Source organism: Comamonas brasiliensis, from assembly GCF_018292285.1.
GTDB lineage: Bacteria > Pseudomonadota > Gammaproteobacteria > Burkholderiales > Burkholderiaceae_C > Comamonas > Comamonas brasiliensis.
The window spans coordinates 343,130-360,531 of the sequence record NZ_JAANES010000001.1 but is presented as its reverse complement, the minus strand read 5'-3'; the positions used below and the strand labels follow the sequence as shown (position 1 = coordinate 360,531).

General features: G+C 62.8%; 16 protein-coding genes. 10 read left to right on the top strand and 6 right to left on the bottom strand.

Going from position 1 to position 17,402, the window contains the following annotated elements; genetic code table 11:
- Nucleotides 1-16 precede the first annotated feature (16 nt).
- The 8 genes from DJFAAGMI_RS01700 (at nt 17) to DJFAAGMI_RS01665 (ending at nt 7,448) form a co-directional block, all read left to right on the top strand.
- Complete coding sequence (locus tag DJFAAGMI_RS01700; RefSeq protein ID WP_211455706.1) at nt 17-2,170, top strand: heavy metal translocating P-type ATPase; 2,154 nt, start codon at nt 17-19, stop codon at nt 2,168-2,170.
- A 104-nt stretch (nt 2,171-2,274) separates the two neighbouring features.
- On the top strand, nt 2,275-2,736 hold the full coding sequence (locus DJFAAGMI_RS01695) for a hypothetical protein (RefSeq protein ID WP_211455705.1): 462 nt from the start codon (nt 2,275-2,277) through the stop codon (nt 2,734-2,736).
- Nucleotides 2,737-2,851: 115 nt separating this feature from the next.
- Complete coding sequence (locus DJFAAGMI_RS01690) at nt 2,852-3,211, top strand: hypothetical protein (protein ID WP_211455704.1); 360 nt, start codon at nt 2,852-2,854, stop codon at nt 3,209-3,211.
- Entirely contained in the window at nt 3,208-4,641 is a 1,434-nt protein-coding gene (locus DJFAAGMI_RS01685) for a TolC family protein (protein ID WP_211455703.1), read from the top strand. The genes DJFAAGMI_RS01690 and DJFAAGMI_RS01685 overlap by 4 nt, the downstream gene beginning before the upstream one ends.
- A gap of 1 nt (nt 4,642) precedes the next feature.
- Nucleotides 4,643-6,049, top strand: a complete 1,407-nt coding sequence (locus DJFAAGMI_RS01680; protein ID WP_211455702.1) for a multicopper oxidase family protein — start codon at nt 4,643-4,645, stop codon at nt 6,047-6,049.
- Nucleotides 6,050-6,064: 15 nt separating this feature from the next.
- Nucleotides 6,065-6,547 carry a cupredoxin domain-containing protein gene (locus DJFAAGMI_RS01675; protein WP_211455701.1) on the top strand — a complete coding sequence of 161 codons (483 nt, stop codon included), beginning with the start codon at nt 6,065-6,067 and terminating at the stop codon, nt 6,545-6,547.
- Between the two features lie 19 nt (nt 6,548-6,566).
- Nucleotides 6,567-7,055 (top strand): DUF411 domain-containing protein, encoded by a 489-nt coding sequence (locus DJFAAGMI_RS01670; protein WP_043008935.1) that lies wholly within the window; start codon nt 6,567-6,569, stop codon nt 7,053-7,055.
- Between the two features lie 24 nt (nt 7,056-7,079).
- Complete coding sequence (locus DJFAAGMI_RS01665) at nt 7,080-7,448, top strand: copper-binding protein (RefSeq protein WP_211455700.1); 369 nt, start codon at nt 7,080-7,082, stop codon at nt 7,446-7,448.
- Between the two features lie 57 nt (nt 7,449-7,505).
- Here the strand turns inward: DJFAAGMI_RS01665 and DJFAAGMI_RS01660 are convergent, their stop codons facing one another.
- Complete coding sequence (locus tag DJFAAGMI_RS01660; protein WP_211455699.1) at nt 7,506-8,015, bottom strand: ankyrin repeat domain-containing protein; 510 nt, start codon at nt 8,013-8,015, stop codon at nt 7,506-7,508.
- Between the two features lies 1 nt (nt 8,016).
- Nucleotides 8,017-8,994: an SMI1/KNR4 family protein gene (locus tag DJFAAGMI_RS01655; RefSeq protein WP_211455698.1), complete on the bottom strand. Its 978-nt coding sequence runs from the start codon at nt 8,992-8,994 to the stop codon at nt 8,017-8,019.
- Nucleotides 8,995-9,050: 56 nt separating this feature from the next.
- Here DJFAAGMI_RS01655 and DJFAAGMI_RS01650 point away from each other — a divergent pair, with 56 nt between their 5' ends.
- Entirely contained in the window at nt 9,051-10,253 is a 1,203-nt protein-coding gene (locus tag DJFAAGMI_RS01650) for a leucine-rich repeat-containing protein kinase family protein (protein WP_211455697.1), read from the top strand.
- A 3-nt stretch (nt 10,254-10,256) separates the two neighbouring features.
- Here the strand turns inward: DJFAAGMI_RS01650 and DJFAAGMI_RS01645 are convergent, their stop codons facing one another.
- Together DJFAAGMI_RS01645 and DJFAAGMI_RS01640 are read right to left on the bottom strand one after the other, a co-directional pair.
- On the bottom strand, nt 10,257-11,099 hold the full coding sequence (locus tag DJFAAGMI_RS01645; RefSeq protein WP_211455696.1) for a MetQ/NlpA family ABC transporter substrate-binding protein: 843 nt from the start codon (nt 11,097-11,099) through the stop codon (nt 10,257-10,259).
- 204 nt (nt 11,100-11,303) lie between these two features.
- Nucleotides 11,304-12,140, bottom strand: coding sequence for a MetQ/NlpA family ABC transporter substrate-binding protein (locus tag DJFAAGMI_RS01640; protein ID WP_211455695.1), 837 nt, complete (start codon nt 12,138-12,140; stop codon nt 11,304-11,306).
- A 161-nt stretch (nt 12,141-12,301) separates the two neighbouring features.
- Between DJFAAGMI_RS01640 and DJFAAGMI_RS01635 the strand changes: the two genes are divergently transcribed.
- Complete coding sequence (locus DJFAAGMI_RS01635; RefSeq protein ID WP_211455694.1) at nt 12,302-13,339, top strand: P1 family peptidase; 1,038 nt, start codon at nt 12,302-12,304, stop codon at nt 13,337-13,339.
- On the opposite strand, the gene DJFAAGMI_RS01630 is transcribed toward DJFAAGMI_RS01635, so the two are convergent.
- Both DJFAAGMI_RS01630 and ettA read right to left on the bottom strand, forming a co-directional pair.
- Entirely contained in the window at nt 13,336-15,636 is a 2,301-nt protein-coding gene (locus tag DJFAAGMI_RS01630; RefSeq protein ID WP_211455693.1) for a DUF1631 family protein, read from the bottom strand. The genes DJFAAGMI_RS01635 and DJFAAGMI_RS01630 overlap by 4 nt on opposite strands.
- Before the next feature lie 48 nt (nt 15,637-15,684).
- A complete protein-coding gene (gene ettA / locus DJFAAGMI_RS01625; RefSeq protein WP_019043963.1) occupies nt 15,685-17,346 on the bottom strand; it encodes an energy-dependent translational throttle protein EttA in 1,662 nt (553 codons plus the stop codon).
- Between the last annotated feature and the right edge of the window lie 56 nt (nt 17,347-17,402).

The window sequence follows — 17,402 nt, the reverse complement described above, 5'->3', positions numbered from 1 at the left end:
TGTTTTCAATACTGCCATGAAGCAAGAAAGCCTGTCCACCCACGCCCATGGCGGCGGCCCGAACGGTCACTCCCATGACCACGATCATGAGCATGCCCATGCCCATGCCCATGCCCATGCCCATGCCCATGCGCCCGCCACGTCCAAGCCCGTCGCCGCCGCATCGACCTGCGGTACGGGCTGCTGCGCCCCGTTCTCCATCAGCGAGCCGGCCAAGAGCCAGGCACACGATGAGAGTGACGGTCACGACCATGCCCACGACCATGGCGTGCTGCCCGGCTGGCCACGCATCTATGCCGCTCTGGCCGCAGCTTTGGCGGCCGAGGCCTGCCACTGGTTTGGCGGTGACGGCGCCAACTCCACGCTTCAATACCTGGGCATGGCGCTGGCCGTGCTGGGCATAGCGTTGTCGGGCCTGGGCGTCTACAAGGCCGGCCTCAAGGATTTGCTGCGCTTCAAGCTCGGCATTCATGCCCTGATGGCCGTGGCCGTCACGGGCGCCTTCATCATCGGCCAGTGGCCCGAAGCCGCCATGGTCATGGCGCTCTATGCGGCAGCCGAGCGCATCGAAGACCAGGCCATGGACAAGGCCCGCCTGGCCATCCGCAATCTGCTGCAACTCGCACCCGAGACCGCCGATGTGCTGCAGCCCGACGGCAGCACTGTGCGCATGGCCGCCAGCGAGGTGCCCCTGGGCGCCGTACTGCGCGTGACGCCCGGCGCTCGCGTACCGCTGGACGGTCTGGTCACCGAAGGTGAAAGCTCGGTCAACCAGGCTCCCATAACGGGCGAAAGCGCGCTCGCGCACAAAGGTCCTGGCGACGAGCTGTATGCCGGCTCCATCAATCAGGATGGCGAGTTGCAGCTGCGCGTGACCGCGCCCGCAAGCGACAGCCTGATTGCACGCATCGTCCATGCCGTGGAGCAGGCGCAGTCCTCCAAGGCTCCCACACAGCGCTTTGTCGACCGCTTCGCCGAGGTCTACACCCCCATCGTGTTGGTGCTGGCGATTGCCCTCGGCCTGCTCGCGCCCTGGCTGCTGGACTGGAGCTGGCATCAGGCCGCTTACCAGGCCCTGGCCCTGCTGGTCATCGCCTGCCCCTGCGCCCTGGTGCTGTCCACCCCCGTCACAGTGGTCAGCGCGCTCACGGCAGCCGCCAAGCGCGGCATTCTCATCAAGGGTGGCAGCGCACTGGAGTCGGCCCGACAGCTCAAGGCGATTGCACTCGACAAGACCGGCACGCTGACCACAGGCTCGCCCAAGCTGGTGGACTGGCAGAGCTGGAATGCCGCCAGCAGCAATGACGTCGCCGTCCGCGCATACGCGCTGGCATCGCGCTCCGACCACCCGGTATCGCGCGCGATTGCCCAGGGGCTGGAGGCACAGGTCGGCAAGGACTTTGTCGAAGCACAGCAATTGCAAGCCCTGCCCGGCCGCGGCGTGCAGGCGCAGATCGGCGGTGAACGCTGGACATTGGCAAATCTGCGCTGGGTGGGCGAGCAAGGCTGGGACAGTGCTGAACTCAAGGCCGCGCTGATGCTGCAGGAGCAGCAGGGCCGCACCGTCACCCTGCTGGCCAATGAACAGGGCGTGCAGGCGCTGTTCGCCGTGGCCGACCCGCTGCGTCCCCAGGCCAAGGCGGCCGTGGCCCAGTTGCAGGCGCTGGGCGTCAAGCCTATTGTGCTCAGCGGCGACAACAGCGCCACCGTGCGCACGGTGGCCGCGGAAGCAGGCATCAGCGATGCACGCGGCAATATGCTGCCCGAGGACAAGCTCAAGACCCTGAGCGAGTTGCAGCGCGACATCGGCCCCACGGCCATGACAGGCGACGGCATCAACGACGCGCCGGCGCTGGCCCAGGCCGACATAGGCTTTGCCATGGGTGGCATGCACGCCACCGACATGGCCATGGAGACCGCCGATGTGGTGCTCATGAACGACGACCTGCGCCGCATTCCCGAGGTAGTCGATCTCTCGCAGCGCGCGCACAGCGTACTCTGGCAGAACATCAGCCTGGCCCTGGGCATCAAGCTGGCCTTCTTCATTCTGGCCGTCAGCGGCAATGCCAGCATGTGGCTGGCCGTGCTGGCCGATATGGGAGTGAGCCTGCTGGTGGTCGCCAACGGCCTGCGCCTGCGCCATTGGGGTAACAGACCTGAAAATGAATGAAATTCGACCTTAGCCCTTGATGGGCAAGCGCAAGCAGCTATCTAATTTACGATTTACTGCACCGGGCGGGGAACTAAACCCCGCCCTTCGCTATCATTCAGCCCATGCGTCGCTTTTTCTCCTTGTTCATGGTTTTGCTGCTGGCCCTGCGTGGCCTGGCAGGCGATGTCATGGCCATGGAGCAGAACACCGACCAGTCCCATCACATGGGACATGCGCTGGTGCAGACGCAAAGCCTGGATGAAGTGGCCGCCATGGCAGCCGCTGTGCACCACGCGCATGCAAACCTCGCGGCCGACGCACAGCCGCATCACGATATGGCCGCGTCCCACAAGGCAGGCCCTACAGGGGCCGTGAGCTGCAGCGCCAATGCCGCCGACAGCGACTGCCACCAGCATGAAGGCCATTGCACGGCCTGCGGCATCTGCCACTCGACGCTGGCCAACCCCGAGTTGCTGACGCTTCACTCCAGCCTCCCACTGGCCGCCCAGCCGGCCCATGGTGCAGCGCGCTTTGCCAGCGCAGCGCCTGCCGACCTCGTCAAACCACCGATTTCTGCGCTCTGACGCCCTAGGTGCGTCCGCTTTTTGATGGCAGCCATCGTGCTTGCTGTCTAGTTTCGAGCCGTCAAACGCTCATAACTGCGGACCTTCTCCCGGTTTTAGACGACAGGAATCATCTATGCGCCAAGCGCATCCTCTTTCTTTGACAGCCATGGCTTTGCTCATGGCCGGCGTCAGCCCGCCGGTTCTGGCCCAGCTCTCTGCGCCGACTCTCCCGGTGGCCCAGTCCCCGGCCAGCAGTCACAGCGTTTTCAACCCCGCTGCGCCCACGCTGGCGCTGCAGCACCAGCCGCTTGCAGCAAGCGCGGCCATCGTCGCCCAGCCCAGTGACTGGAAGGCCGCCAATGCCGCGGTAAGCGAGTTCCCGCGCGGCCATGGCGATGTGCTCAGGTGGGAAAAATCCCAGGGCAATGCCTCCGGCCCAGCCCCGGACAGCGGTACATCCGCACATCAGCACCATCATGGAGGCCAGCCATGAAGCGCCTTGCATTCAAAGCCGCACCATTGCTCGCCGCACTGGCACTGGCCGGCTGCGCCAGCATCTCGCCCGACGGGCTTCGCGGCGACGTAGCCAGACATACCGAAGGCAGGTTGCCTGCGGGCGCACAGCTGCCGTCGCCGGACGCCCAGGCCCTGCAGGATGCGCAGACCCAGATTGCCGACTGGCTCAAGACCCCTGTCGATGCCGACACCGCCGTGCGCATCGCCCTCCTCAACAACCCCGGTCTGCAGGCCCAGCTGGCGCAGCTCGGCATTGCCGACGCGCAGCGCGTGCAGGTCCTGACCCTGCCCAACCCCAGCTTTACCTTCGGCCGCTTTCGCAACGGCCACGAGCGCGAGATCGAGCGCCAGCTCAGCTTTGGCCTGGTGCAGCTCATCACCCTGCCCTGGCGCAGCCGCTGGCAGGGCTGGCAGATGGAGCAGGCCACGCTGACGGCCGCCCAGCAGGTGCTGCTGCTGGCCTCCGACACACGGCGCGCGTGGCTTCGCGCCGTGGCTGCCGAGCAGGCCCTGGCCGCCAACGAGCGCATGCATGAGGCCGCAGCCCTGGGCGGCGAGCTGGCACGCCGCATGGCCCAGGTCGGCAACTTCAGCAAGATGGACCAGGCCAGAGAGCTGGCCCAGCAGCAGCAGGCCTCCGCCCAGTTGGCACGCGCGCGTCTGAACGCCCAGCTGGAACGCGAGCAGCTAGCCCGCCGCATGGGTCTTTGGGGGCAGCAACTGGCCTACAAGCTGCCTGCCCAACTGCCCGCCCTGCCGAAAATAGCCGAATTGCGTGGCGGCGATGACGCCGAGGCCACGGCGCTGCGCCAGCGTCTGGATCTGGGCGCGCTGCGCCGCGACCTGGATGTGACCGCCGGCCGCCAGGGCTGGGCCACGGTGGGCACCATCTTTGGCGATATCGGCGCCAGCTACAGCAACAACACCAGCACCGAACGAGCCACCGGTCACAGCGACAAGACCCAGGGCTGGGAGTTCGACGTGCCGCTGCCGCTGTTTGACTGGGGATTTGCCGCGCGCGGCATGGCGCGCAACCAGGTGCTGCGCAGCGCATCGATGCTGCGCGACAACGCCATACGCGCACGCAGCGAAGCCCGCAGCAACTGGCTGGCCTACCGCACGGCTTACGACCTGGCCCAGCAGCAGCAGGCCGAGGTGCTGCCCTTGGCCAAGCTGATGCAGGAAGAAACCGTCTACCGCTACAACGGCATGTTCATGAGTGTGTGGCAGTTGCTGGCCCAGGCCCGTAGCACTACCCAGGCCGTGGTGACCGCCACCGAGGCCCAGCGCGACTTCTGGCTGGCCGAGACCGATCTACGCCTGGCCCTGACCGGCACATCGCCAGGAACCGCCCCCACCGTCAACACCACCGCAGCGCCCGCTGCACAAGCCGAAGCAGGTCACTGATATGCAACGCCGATCCTTTTTCACTGGCGCGGCCACTGCAGTGGCAGCAGCCACCACTTCAATGGCCGTCAGCCGGGTTGCCATGGCGGCCCTGCCCGAACCCGTCATGCAAGGCAGCGCCGACACGGCTGCGCCTTTGACGCCGCCCAACGGTCGCCCCTACCAACCCGTGGTCACGCTCAACGGCTGGACCACGCCCTGGCGCATGAATGCGGGCGTCAAGGAGTTCCACCTCGTGGCCGAGCCCGTGGTGCGGGAGGTAGCACCCGGATTTTTCGTCAATATGTGGGGCTACAACGGCCAATCGCCGGGCCCCACGATCGAAGTGGTGGAAGGCGACAAGGTGCGCATCTTCGTCACCAACCGCCTGCCCGAGAGCACCACCATCCACTGGCATGGCCAGCGTCTACCCAATGGCATGGACGGTGTGGGCGGTCTGAACCAGCCCCATATCCCGCCGGGCAAGACCTTCGTCTATGAGTTCGAGGCGCGCCGCCCGGGCACCTTCATGTACCACCCGCATTCGGACGAGATGGTGCAGATGGCCATGGGCATGATGGGCTTGTGGATCACCCACCCCAAGACAGCCCACCCGCTGATCGACAAGGTACAGCGCGACTATGCCTTCCTGCTCAGCGCCTATGCGGTCGAGCCCGGCACCATGACGCCGCGCATCAACGAGATGACGGACTTCAATATCTGGACCTTCAACAGCCGCGCCTTCCCCGCCATCAGCCCGCTGGTGGCTCGTCAGGGCGACAAGGTGCGCATCCGCGTGGGCAATCTGACCATGACCAACCACCCCATCCATATCCACGGCCATGAGTTCGAGGTCACGGGCACCGATGGCGGCCCCGTGCCAAAGTCCGCCCGCTGGCCCGAGGTGACAACGGATGTGGCCGTGGGCCAGATGCGCCAGGTCGAATTCATTGCCGACGAACCTGGCGACTGGGCTTTCCACTGCCACAAGAGCCACCACACCATGGGCGCCATGGGTCACGACGTGCCCACCATGATCGGCGTGGACCACCGCGGCCTGGTGGGCAAGATCCAGAAGATCGTACCCGACTACATGCTGATGGGCGAGCGCGGCATGGGCGATATGGGCGCCATGGAAATGCCTCTGCCCGACAACACCTTCCCCATGATGACGGGCCAGGGCCCTTACGGCCCTATCGAGATGGGAGGCATGTTCACCAGCTTCAAGGTGCGCAAAAACCTGGGTGCCAACGACTACAAGGACCCCGGCTGGTACCAGCAGCCCAAAGGAACCCGGGCCTATGAATGGCAGGGTGCACCTTTCGATGCCAAGGCCCCCCGCCAGAGCACGCCCGGCACCGCTCCCGGTGCCGCCACCGTACGCAAACCCGAAACCGGCCCCGCCACAGGTGCTCACCCCCAGCACTGACGCCAGGAGACTCTCATGAAGACTATTCATTTCATAGCTGCCTGCGCTTTGGCAGCAAGCGCTGGCGCTAGTTTTGCGCATGGAAACAGCACCCATGCCAGCGGTCCCGTGATCAAGGAACAAAAGCCCTGGGGCATTGCCGCCGAGGCCAGGGAGGCCCGACGCACCATCACCATCCAGATGACGGACGACATGCGCTTCAGCCCCAGTCATTTCAGCGTGAAAAAGGGCGAGACCCTGCGCCTGCGCGTGGTCAACAAAGGCGTTCTCATGCACGAGATGGTGCTGGGCACCCGGACATCGCTCGATGAGCACGCGCAGATGATGCTCAAGTACCCCGGCATGGAGCATGCCGAACCCTATATGGCCCATGTCGCCGCAGGCCAGACCGAAGACATGGTCTGGAGCTTCAACCGCGCAGGCGATTTCGACTTCGCCTGCCTGATCGCTGGCCACTACCAGGCTGGCATGACGGGGCGCATCACCGTCACCGAATAACGCAAGAAAGGAATTCCCGATGACAAGCACCAACCGCCGCCACGCCCTGCATCTGCTGGCCGCCGCTGCCGGCATGGCCGCACTGCCAGCAATGGCTGCTGCTCCCGCCAGGATTGCCATGGAGGTCTGGAAAGACCCGAACTGTGGCTGCTGCAAGGACTGGATTGCCCTGATGGAGCAGGCTGGCTTCGCCGTCAAGGTGCACGACGTGGGCAACAGCGCCGTACGCGCCAAACTGGGCCTGCCTGGCCGCCTGGGTTCCTGCCATACCGCCCTGGTGGGCGGCTATCTGGTCGAAGGCCATGTGCCAGCCGCCGATGTGCTCAAGCTGCTGAAGCAAAAGCCCAAGGCGCTGGGTATCGCCGTACCGGGCATGCCCATTGGCAGCCCCGGCATGGACGGCCCCGAATACGGTGGCCGCAAAGACCCCTACGACGTGCTGCTGGTCACCAAGAACCTCATGAACAGCGATGTCAGCACCTCCGTCTTCACCAGCTATCGCGGCTGACCCCTCTCAATTCAGGAGAACAAGATGAAAAACTTCTTTCACACCACTTTGGCAGCACTGAGCCTTGGCATTGCACTGGCAGCCCCCGCTTTCGCACAGGATCACTCGACGCACGCAGGCCATGGGACCATGGCCGATGCTTCGGCAGCCGCATCGGCTGGCCAGACCGATGTGCTGACCCCCGGTGAAATCACCCGTGTCGATGCCCGCACGGGAAAGCTGACGATTCGCCATGAAGAAATCAAGAACCTGGACATGCCTCCCATGACCATGGTGTTTGCGCTGTCAGGCTCCGCACAGTCGGCCTCTTTCAAGGCCGGCGACAAGGTACTGTTCCATGCCGAGGACAAGGATGGCTCGCTGATCATCACCCGCATCCAGCCAGCGTCCTGATGCTGTCTCTCGGCTGAGACGATGACGATGCCACGCGTCCATGGCATCGTCATCCCATCACAACCCCGTGGAAGACACTGCCGCATGGCCTGCCACGCGCTCCAGTACATCCCCGGGCACATCACGACCGCTGTGCACCAACAGATCATGGGCATTGCGACCCTGGGCATCCCTTCGCTGGATATCGACGCCGGCCGACCAGAACCAGCGCACTGCCGCCCAAGCGCCATGGTCCACGGCCAAAAGATACGGCGTGCGACCTTTGTCATCCCCTGTCCTGTCCAGGTCGGCTCCCGCTTGGCGCAGCACTTGCAGCATCTCTGTGCGCCCGTTGAAGGCCGCCCAGGCGGTGGCGGTCATACCCGTTGTCAGGCTCACCTGATCCAGCGGACTACCTTGCTCCACCAGCCATCGCGCGGCGGCATCGTTGCCGCAATTGAGGGCTGTGATCAGCGCATTGAGACCTGTGCTCTTTTGCACATAGGCGATATCGTCACCGTCCTTCAGGCGCAGTTCCAGCGCAGCGATATCGCCTTTTTCAGCGGCCTTGAGCAGCTTCATGCTCATCTCAGTACATCCACTTCCGGACCAGTGCCTGCCCTAAGCGCTCGCCCAGCAACACCTCGGCCTGTTCATCGTCATCACCCCGCCCCTGGGCCACGGCGTAACTGCGACATAGCGACATCAAGGCCAGTGCGTCCAGATAGTCGCCCGCATCGTCGAACATACGGGTCAGCAAGGGGCTGCTGTCATGGTCCAGATACCAGACAGAGCCATCGCGACGGTCAAAGCACCAGAGATTGCCATTGCCCAGGTAGTCCCCGAACACCACCAGCTCGCTCAACTGCGCCATCAAGGCCTGCGCCTGTGGCGGTGCACTCATCTCCACGATATCGACGATGCCTGGGAACACGACTTGCACCGGACCGATGGCATCCATGTCTGCATCCGGCGCCATCAGATCAAAGCGCGGACTCAGCAAGCGCTCGGCCAAGTCCAGTACGCCGAGCTGCAAAAGATAATCGCGCAAGGACTGGGGCAGGTTGCAACCCAGGCGCCATTCGCACAGGCGCAGCTCGGCCCGACTGAAGGGCTTGGCTTGAGCAGGCTCTTCATCCATCCAGGCCTGAGCCTGCAGGCCTTGATACCAGTAAGCCAGTCGCTGCTCTGCCGTGGCATTGATCGTCAGCCAATACGGCTGCGGCACATCGGCCTCAACCCACACATCATGGTTTTCTACAAAGCGCTGGCTGCGCCCGAACTCGGACTGCAGAAAACAAGACCATGCCACCGCGTCCGCAGAGGAAGGCCAGTGCATCTGGGCGAGTACCGCCACCGGCATCCACGGCACATAGCCCATGCGCGGCACCTCATTCGCATCACGCACCACAAAGCACAAGGCAGGCTGTGTCAGCAGTTCCGCTGGCGGGGACTGATTTGGCGCCTCCATCTGGGCAGCGGCATCGGCAGGCAGATCCACCCAGTCGCTCGGCGCGAGTTCGGGCAATGCCTGCACCAGCGCAGGCAGGTCTTTGAAGATTTTCATGCAGGCATTTCGTGTGTTCTGTGCATTTCGTGCGCGGGGCTTAGACTGCGCGTCCTATGTTGACGCTAGAACAGTTTCACTCCGGGCTGGCCAATAGTTCACTGGCCCGCGCACACCATATCAGGCTCAGCGATGGGCTGACCAAGTTCCCCGCCGCGCTTTATCAACTGACCGAGACGCTGGAGATCCTCGATCTTTCGGGCAACCAGCTCAGCACCCTGCCCGATGATCTGACGCGTTTTGCGCGGCTGCGCATTCTGTTTGCCTCGAACAATCCGTTCAGCGAACTGCCCCGCGTGCTGGGCCACATGCCGCAACTCGAAATGGTGGGCTTCAAGGCGTGCCACATCACGCATGTGCCCGAGGACAGCCTGCCGGCGCGCCTGCGCTGGCTGATTCTCACGGACAACCACGTGCACCAGTTGCCCGAATCCATGGGCCAATGCACGCGTCTGCAAAAGCTCATGCTGTCGTGCAACCAGCTGAGGCAGTTGCCCCAGAGCCTTGAGCATTGCCAGGCGCTGGAGTTGCTGCGCATTGCAAGCAACCGTTTCGAAGATGCTCCTGAAGTCATCTTTCGCCTTCCTCGCCTGGCGTGGCTGGCGTTGGCTGGTAACCCAATGACTCAAAAAAAGGAGCTTGATACGCTTTCAGGACATGGGATTGAGCCCATTTTTTATCAAAATTTGCAGATCGCCTGCAAGCTGGGCGAAGGCGCCAGCGGCCATATCTACCGCGCCAGCCTCAACGGACAGGAGCTGGCACTCAAGGTTTTCAAGGCCGCCCAGACCAGCGACGGTACGCCGCAATCCGAACTGGCAGCAGGCATTGCGGCAGGACAGCATCCTCATCTGCTGACGCCACTGGCGCAGGTTCTGGGCGCTCCTGACGGGCAAATGGCCACGGCCCTGCCCCTGCTGGATTCAGCCATGCAGCCGCTGGCCGGGCCGCCAAGCTTCGACAGCTGCACACGAGATGTCTATGACCCCGAACTTCGCCTGCAAGCCGACCAGGCCCAGCAGCTGCTGCAAGGCATACGCTCCGCCATCACCCATCTGCACGGCCGTGGTCTGCTGCATGGAGATCTGTACGCCCACAACATCCTGTGCAATCTGCAGACCGGGCAGGCCGTGCTCAGCGACTTTGGCGCCGCCGCGCTTTTGCAAGGCCTGCCCGAAACGCAGAAAACGCAGCTGCAGCAGATCGAGCTGCGTGCGCTGCGCCATCTGGAAAACGAGGTTCAGGCCCTTGTCGGCTGAGACTTATTGCAAGAATGCGGGCTTGGCATAACCCGCAAACTTGCTGTCCACCACGCCCTTGAACTCAGCGGACTTGTAGGCTGCAGCCAGATCCTTGGCCCATTGGGCATCCTTGTCCTTGGTCTTGACAGCCACGATGTTCAGATAATGCTCGGGCGTTTTTTCCAGCAGCACCGAATCCGACAGTTTCAGGCCCGAGGAAATCGCAAAGTTGCCATTAATGATGGCGTACTGCGCATCATCGAGCGCACGCGGCAGATGAGCCGCATCCAGGGGCACGAGCTTGATCTTCTTGGGATTGGAGGCCAGATCCAGCTCGGACACGCGCAGCGGGTTCACACCCTCCTTGAGCTTGACCAGTCCGGCCTGCTGCAGCAGCAGAATGCCCCGTGCCAGATTGCTGGCGTCATTGGGCAGGGCGATGCGATCTCCCTCCTTCAGCTCGGCCAGGCTCTTGCGCTGCTTGCTGTAGACGCCCATGGGAGCAATCGGCCCCTGGACCAGGGCCGTCAGATCGAGCTTGCGGTCGCCCTTGAACTGGTTGAAATAGACCTCATGCTGGAAGAAGTTGGCATCGAGCGAGCCATCGGCCAGGGCCAGATTGGGCTGCACATAGTCGTTGAACTCCACCAGACGCACCTTGTAGCCCTTTTTCTGCAGGATGGGGACGATGCCGTATTGCAGTTGATCAATGTTGGAGCCTGCCGTGCCGCCAATCACCAATTGCTTTTTGCCCGCGTCCTGGGCCGCCGCTGGCAAGACGCCCATGACCAGTGCAGCGCCTGCCAGCAGAGTGGTGGTCAGAAAACTGCGGCGGCGCCGTGCCGCGGAAAAAAGATGGGTCATGCTTGCTCCTCGTCGATGTACTGAGTTTTGATGCGAAAGGTTTGGCTCTGCAGCATGCAGAGGCCTTTGCAGTATCCAGACCGCGGAGGCAAATTCCAACTAATAAAAACCCATGCTCTTATTTGCTTTTCATCTAAAACCAGCCAATCCACGGGCATGAAAAAAGGGCCGCATTGCGGCCCTTGCGTCTTCAGTCCAGCCCGATCACTTCAGGAAGGCAGGCTTGGAGTAGCCGGGAAACTGGCTGTCCACCACGGCCTTGAACTCAGGCGAGCGGTAGGCGGCAGCCAGATCCTTGGCCCACTGGCTGTTTTCGTTGCCGGTCTTCACGGCCACCACGTTCAGATACAGATCGGGAGTCTTTTCCAACACCACGGCTTCGCTCAGCTTCAGGCCCGAGGAAACGGCAAAGTTGCCATTGACCACCACATAGTCAGCGTCTTCCAGCACGCGGGGCAACTGGGCTGCCTCCAGCGCCACAAACTTGAGCTTGTGGGGATTGGCGGCCAGATCCAGCTCGGAGATGCGGGCCGGGTTCACCCCTTCCTTGACCTTGACGAGGCCGGCCTGCTGCAGCACCAGCAATGCACGCGCCAGGTTGCTGGGGTCATTGGGCAGAGCCACCTTGGCGCCGCTCTTGATATCGGCCAAGGACTTGTGCTTCTTGCTGTACACGCCCATGGGTGCCACCGGGCCTTGCGCAATCGCGCTCAGCGCCAGCTTGCGATCAGTAGTGAACTGGTCGAAATAGGCGCGATGCTGGAAGAAGTTGGCATCCAGCGATCCATCGGACAGCGCCAGATTGGGCTGCACATAGTCGTTGAACTCGATCAGCTTGATCTGGTAGCCCTTTTTCTGCAGCTGGGGCACTATGCCTTTTTGCAGCAGGTCGTAATTGGAGCCGGCGGTGGCGCCAATCAGCAGATTCTTCTTGGCCGAGTCCTGGGCCAGAGCGGGCACACCGGCGGTCGCCAGCAGAGCGACTGCGGCAGTGGCCAGAACGGCACGGCGGCTGGCGGCAAAGGAAAAATGGGCGGGCATGGATCACTCCTTGAATTGGATGCGCGTGGGCAGCACGGTTCTCATTTGTTTACCGGACTGCAACAATGTAGTAAGTATGAAGCTTACACGGGCAAACCCTAAAGAATAAAAAACCATCTGTTTATCCACAAAAGCATATAAAAAGTTCAAGGAGTAGCGGCATGAGTGCTTTTTCAACCATCGAGGATCTGCTCGCGCATGACGGCCATATCGCTCGCGTGCAAGGCATCTCTATCGGCCATTTCAGCGACCCGCGCCGCCCCACGGGCTGCACGGCCGTGCTCTGTCCTCAAGGTGCCGTGGGCGGTGTGGATGTGCGCGGCGCAGCCCCTGGCACACGCGAGACCGATTTGCTGCACCCCAGCAATCTGGTGCAGGAGGTCCACGGCATCATGCTGGCCGGCGGCAGCGCCTGGGGGCTGGACGCGGCCACAGGGGCCGTGCGCTGGCTGGAAGAGCAAGGCGCGGGCCTGAATATCGGCGTGGGCCGGATTCCGCTGGTGCCGGCGGCCGTGCTGTTTGACGTGATGATGGGCGATATGCGCATACGCCCCGATGCTGCGGCCGGCTATGCCGCCTGCCGGAATGCGGGGCCGGACTCAGGCAAAGTGCGCCCCGCCGAGGGCAGCGTAGGCGCCGGCGCAGGCGCCGTGGTGGGCAAGGTCTTCGGCCATGAACGCGCCATGAAGGGCGGCATAGGCACGGCCAGCTTTACCGTCGATGGCGTCACTGTGGGAGCCATCATTGCCTGCAATGCCTTGGGCGATGTATTCAACCCGTTTAGCGGCGAGTTGCTGGCCGGGGCACGCACGGCAGACGGCCTGCAATTGCGTGGCACCCGCGATGCCTTGCTCGCGGGCGAAGAACCCAGGCCGGTTCTGGCCGGCAGCAACACCACGATTGGCGTCGTGGCAACCGACGCCATCATCACCAAGGCTCAGGCCCATCGCCTGGCCGTGGTAGCTCATGACGGCCTAGCACGTGCCATCAACCCCGTGCACACCATGAGCGATGGCGATAGCCTGTTCGCCCTTGGTACGGCGCGCAGTGGCAAGTCGTTGGGAATGATGACGCTGAGCACATTGGCCGCCGAAGCCGTGGCCGTAGCCACCGCGCGCGCTGTCTTGCTCGCCCAATCGGTGCGGATCGAAGGCCAGGCAACGCTGCCTAGCTATCAGGATCTACTTGCAGCAAGCTAGGCAATCGCCTCAAGTCGCCGCAACTGCCCCTGGATCAGCAACTTGTCGCGCATGCGCCGCGTCATGGACTGGGTGCTTCCGTCCTCGGCCGTAAACAAAAACAGGCTTTGCTGCGGACTGACCCAGGTCAACTTGGTTCGCAGTTGCTGACGCTCGTTGCACAGCTCCACCCAGGTGCCCAAAGGCCATTCGACAGCCTCCTCAGGTCTGCCCTGGCCCATGACGGCTTGCGCGGGCATCGGGCTGGATGCCACGGCTTCAGGCTTGAGCACGGCGGCACCGACCGTCTTCTGCGGCGTTGTCTTGAAGACAGGTCTGGAAGAATCGTATGCCGCCCGGGTTTGCGCTTCTTGCGCCACCGTCACCGCAGGCACATCTTCGACTCTGTCTGTCAGCACCGGCAAGGTGATATCCAGCCTTGTGCGCACGGTTTCCGCGGCTCGTTCCTGGCCCGCCAGCACACTCGGCGGTTCACCCGGTACGCCCGCACTGACAAGGTCGTTCGAGCCGATCCGATTCGCGGCCTCGGCCGTATCCAGCGCCCGCTGCTGCAGACTGCCCAAACGCGCCGCCAGCGCGGCAATTTCAACATCGGTACGACCAACGCTGCGCAAGCCCCGCGCCAGACGGCGCTGCAGCTTGGGCGCAAGCTCCACCAGCCGCGTCACATCCTGGGCTGCCTGCGGAGACACGCTCCACAACAAGCTGGGCACCAGTGCCAGATAGCCGCCCGGGTCACGCTCCTGCCCTGGCTCGGCCCGCTGCTGCGCCTGGGCAATCACGCCGGCCCAAGGGCCGGTCACAAAATCCAGAATATCTTCGGGCACGCCCTTGGCACTGGGCAGGCTGCGAATCATCTGCGCCAGTTGCAGGGCATCGGGCTTGATCCGTTCGATGGAGCCCACGATCTTGCCATCCAGCAGCCCCAGCGCCGAGCTCATCAGCCCTGGCCGCGTGGACTGCTCGGCTTCGGCCTGCTGGCTCAATGCCGCAATGTGGCTCATGCGACCTTCCGGCGGCCACTGCTCGCGCACAAATTGCAGCACCTGGGCAAACATGTTGGCACTTGCGGCCCCTGCACCGGCCAGCTGGTTCGCCGCAACCTCAGCCACCGCGATGAAATGAGCAAACCCCAAAGCAGATTCGCTGGCAAACCAGAGGCTGCGAGCAGTCAGCTCATCCAGCAGTTGCCGCGCCGGATGCAAGCGATCTTCAAAGAACGCTGCGTCCTGAGACACCAATTGGCTCAACACGGGTTCGAGCTGCAGCAAGATCCGCTGCACGGGCGGCAGCAGACGACCGTCACTGGTCATATGACTCATCATGCGATGCAGCGTGCGCATCTGAATCAGGGCGCTGGGCGCCTGGCTGGGCTGCGCTGGGCGCAGCCCCCCCAGCACACTGGGTACCCAGGGCTGCTGCGATGTCTGCAAGGCATTGGCCGAGTACGAAGTCCATCCGGGCTCCAGGCCCAGGTCATGCATGGGTGCCATGGCAGCGGGCTCGGTCTCGGGCCAGCTCCCCAGCATGGAATCCGTCAGCGACTGCGGCACGGTGCAGCGCGAGTCGTCGATCCAGCGCAGATCCGAAGCCAGCTCCTGCAGCAAGCGCAGGGTCAGCAGGCACTGGGACCGGGTGTCGTCACCCGCGCCGTAGCGGGCAGGCTGCACCCCATGCTGGCGTAGCAAATTGGCGGTGCGGGAGTATTCGGAAGCCAGAATGGAGCCCAGCTGCTGCGACATGAATTCATGCCAGCAATCGGCCACTTCGGTGGCAGGCTGCACGGCCGTCAGCGACTGACTCAAAGCACGTACATAGTTCTGCAGTCGAAGCGGATTGCACTCGGGCCGTGCCGACTCAAGCCCCTGAGCGCCGCTCATCAACGCGTCCAGATCGGCCAGCGCCAGCTCGACCTGGGGCTCGACCATCTGCACCAGCTTGTGCTCGGCCTTAAGCTGACGGTTGGCTGACTCGGCCATGGCCGCCAATGGCAAAAGCCTGCCATTGACGGTATCGAGCGTCTGCGCAGAAAAGGAAAAAGGTTGGCGCGCTGACAGTACCAGCGCCTCCAGCAAATTCTGCGGAAAGCTGCTGATCACCGAAGCCCGGTGCTGCTGCAGGTTATGCAGCGCCGCGCCGAGCACATCGCGCCTTGCAGAGTGAAAACCCGTTGAAAGCGATTGCTCCAAAGCATATTCGGTGCGCTGCAACAACCGCAGCGCAAATGCATCAGCGCCACGCACTGCCTGGACAAGGCAGGTGCGCAGCACGGAAACGGATGCATGTGCGAGGCTCATAGCCCCTAAGAATACCCGTTCCAGCCGGGGCTGGAATCATTTTGTCGCTTACTTCAACGCCTTGTAACGAACACGCTTGGGTGCAGCGCCTTCTTCGCCCAGTCGCTTCTTCTTATCAGCCTCGTATTCCTGATAGTTACCATCAAAGAAAACCCATTGCGAGTCGCCTTCAGCGGCCAGGATATGCGTGGCAATACGGTCCAGGAACCAACGGTCATGCGAGATGACCATCACGGTACCGGCATATTCCAGCAGCGCATCTTCCAGCGCACGCAGGGTTTCCACGTCCAGGTCATTGGAGGGCTCGTCCAGCAGCAGCACGTTGCCGCCCTGAATCAAGGTCTTTGCCAGATGCAGACGGCCGCGCTCACCACCGGAGAGGTTGCCGACCTTCTTTTGCTGGTCCTGGCCGTTGAAGTTGAAGCGACCGGCATAAGCACGGGAAGCCATGGTGAACTTGCCGACGTTGATCATGTCAAGACCGCCGGAAATGTCTTCCCAGACGGTCTTCTCGTTGGACAGTTCGTCGCGATGCTGATCCACAAAGGCCATCTTCACAGTCTGGCCTATGTCCACCGTGCCGGAATCGGGCTGCTCCTTGCCCGCAATCAGCTTGAATAACGTCGATTTACCCGCGCCGTTGGGGCCGATGATGCCGACGATGGCACCTGCAGGAACATTCATCGACAGGTTGTCGATCAGCATGCGGTCACCAAAGGACTTGGAGACATTGGTGAACTCGATGACCTTGGAGCCCAGACGCTCGGCCACAGGAATGAAAATTTCCTGTGTTTCGTTGCGCTGCTGGTATTCGTAATCGCTCAACTCTTCGAAGCGCGCAATACGGGCCTTGGACTTGGCCTGACGCCCCTTGGCGTTCTGGCGTACCCACTCCAGTTCCTTCTTCAGGGCCTTGGCACGGGCTTCTTCGCCCTTTTGCTCGGCTTCCAGGCGGTTGCCCTTCTGGATCAGCCAGTCGGAGTAGTTACCCTTGTAGGGAATGCCGTGTCCACGGTCCAGTTCCAGAATCCACTCGGCGGCGTTATCGAGGAAGTAGCGGTCGTGGGTAATGGCCACCACGGTGCCGGAGAAGCGATGCAGAAACTGCTCCAGCCAGTCTACGGATTCGGCGTCCAAGTGGTTGGTCGGCTCATCCAGCAGCAGCATGTCGGGCTTGGACAGCAGCAGCTTGCACAGCGCAACGCGACGCTTTTCACCACCGGAGAGCTGGCCCACGATGGCATCCCAGGCGGGCAGACGCAGCGCATCGGCAGCGATTTCCAGCTGGTGCTCGGAGTCGGTGCCAGCGGCAGCAATGATGGCTTCCAACTCGCCCTGCTCGGCGGCCAGTGCGTCAAAGTCAGCGTCTTCTTCGGCGTATGCGGCGTACACCTCTTCCAGGCGGGCCTTGGCGTTGTTCACCGCTGCCATTGCTTCTTCCACGGCCTGGCGCACGGTGTGCTCGGGGTTCAGCTGGGGCTCCTGGGGCAGATAACCGATGGACAGACCGGCCATGGGGATGGCTTCGCCTTCGAATTCCTTGTCCACGCCGGCCATGATCTTCAGCAGCGACGACTTGCCAGAGCCGTTCAGGCCCAGCACGCCGATCTTCGCGCCCGGGAAGAAACTCAGTGAAATATCCTTCAAGATCTGGCGCTTGGGCGGCACAGTCTTGGTCAGGTGGTTCATCGAAAAAACGTATTGAGCCATGTCCGAAATGCTTTGAGTTACTTGGATTTATGCAAAAAAGTGTGCCGCTTTACACG

What these genes read in the sequence shown, in the direction of transcription:
- DJFAAGMI_RS01700 (WP_211455706.1), top strand. Translation starts at nt 17, where the DNA reads ATGAAGCAAGAAAGCCTGTCCACCCACGCCCATGGCGGCGGCCCGAAC.
- DJFAAGMI_RS01695 (WP_211455705.1), top strand. Translation starts at nt 2,275, where the DNA reads ATGCGTCGCTTTTTCTCCTTGTTCATGGTTTTGCTGCTGGCCCTGCGT.
- DJFAAGMI_RS01690 (WP_211455704.1), top strand. Translation starts at nt 2,852, where the DNA reads ATGCGCCAAGCGCATCCTCTTTCTTTGACAGCCATGGCTTTGCTCATG.
- DJFAAGMI_RS01685 (WP_211455703.1), top strand. Translation starts at nt 3,208, where the DNA reads ATGAAGCGCCTTGCATTCAAAGCCGCACCATTGCTCGCCGCACTGGCA.
- DJFAAGMI_RS01680 (WP_211455702.1), top strand. Translation starts at nt 4,643, where the DNA reads ATGCAACGCCGATCCTTTTTCACTGGCGCGGCCACTGCAGTGGCAGCA.
- DJFAAGMI_RS01675 (WP_211455701.1), top strand. Translation starts at nt 6,065, where the DNA reads ATGAAGACTATTCATTTCATAGCTGCCTGCGCTTTGGCAGCAAGCGCT.
- DJFAAGMI_RS01670 (WP_043008935.1), top strand. Translation starts at nt 6,567, where the DNA reads ATGACAAGCACCAACCGCCGCCACGCCCTGCATCTGCTGGCCGCCGCT.
- DJFAAGMI_RS01665 (WP_211455700.1), top strand. Translation starts at nt 7,080, where the DNA reads ATGAAAAACTTCTTTCACACCACTTTGGCAGCACTGAGCCTTGGCATT.
- DJFAAGMI_RS01660 (WP_211455699.1), bottom strand. Translation starts at nt 8,015, where the DNA reads ATGAGCATGAAGCTGCTCAAGGCCGCTGAAAAAGGCGATATCGCTGCG.
- DJFAAGMI_RS01655 (WP_211455698.1), bottom strand. Translation starts at nt 8,994, where the DNA reads ATGAAAATCTTCAAAGACCTGCCTGCGCTGGTGCAGGCATTGCCCGAA.
- DJFAAGMI_RS01650 (WP_211455697.1), top strand. Translation starts at nt 9,051, where the DNA reads ATGTTGACGCTAGAACAGTTTCACTCCGGGCTGGCCAATAGTTCACTG.
- DJFAAGMI_RS01645 (WP_211455696.1), bottom strand. Translation starts at nt 11,099, where the DNA reads ATGACCCATCTTTTTTCCGCGGCACGGCGCCGCCGCAGTTTTCTGACC.
- DJFAAGMI_RS01640 (WP_211455695.1), bottom strand. Translation starts at nt 12,140, where the DNA reads ATGCCCGCCCATTTTTCCTTTGCCGCCAGCCGCCGTGCCGTTCTGGCC.
- DJFAAGMI_RS01635 (WP_211455694.1), top strand. Translation starts at nt 12,302, where the DNA reads ATGAGTGCTTTTTCAACCATCGAGGATCTGCTCGCGCATGACGGCCAT.
- DJFAAGMI_RS01630 (WP_211455693.1), bottom strand. Translation starts at nt 15,636, where the DNA reads ATGAGCCTCGCACATGCATCCGTTTCCGTGCTGCGCACCTGCCTTGTC.
- ettA (WP_019043963.1), bottom strand. Translation starts at nt 17,346, where the DNA reads ATGGCTCAATACGTTTTTTCGATGAACCACCTGACCAAGACTGTGCCG.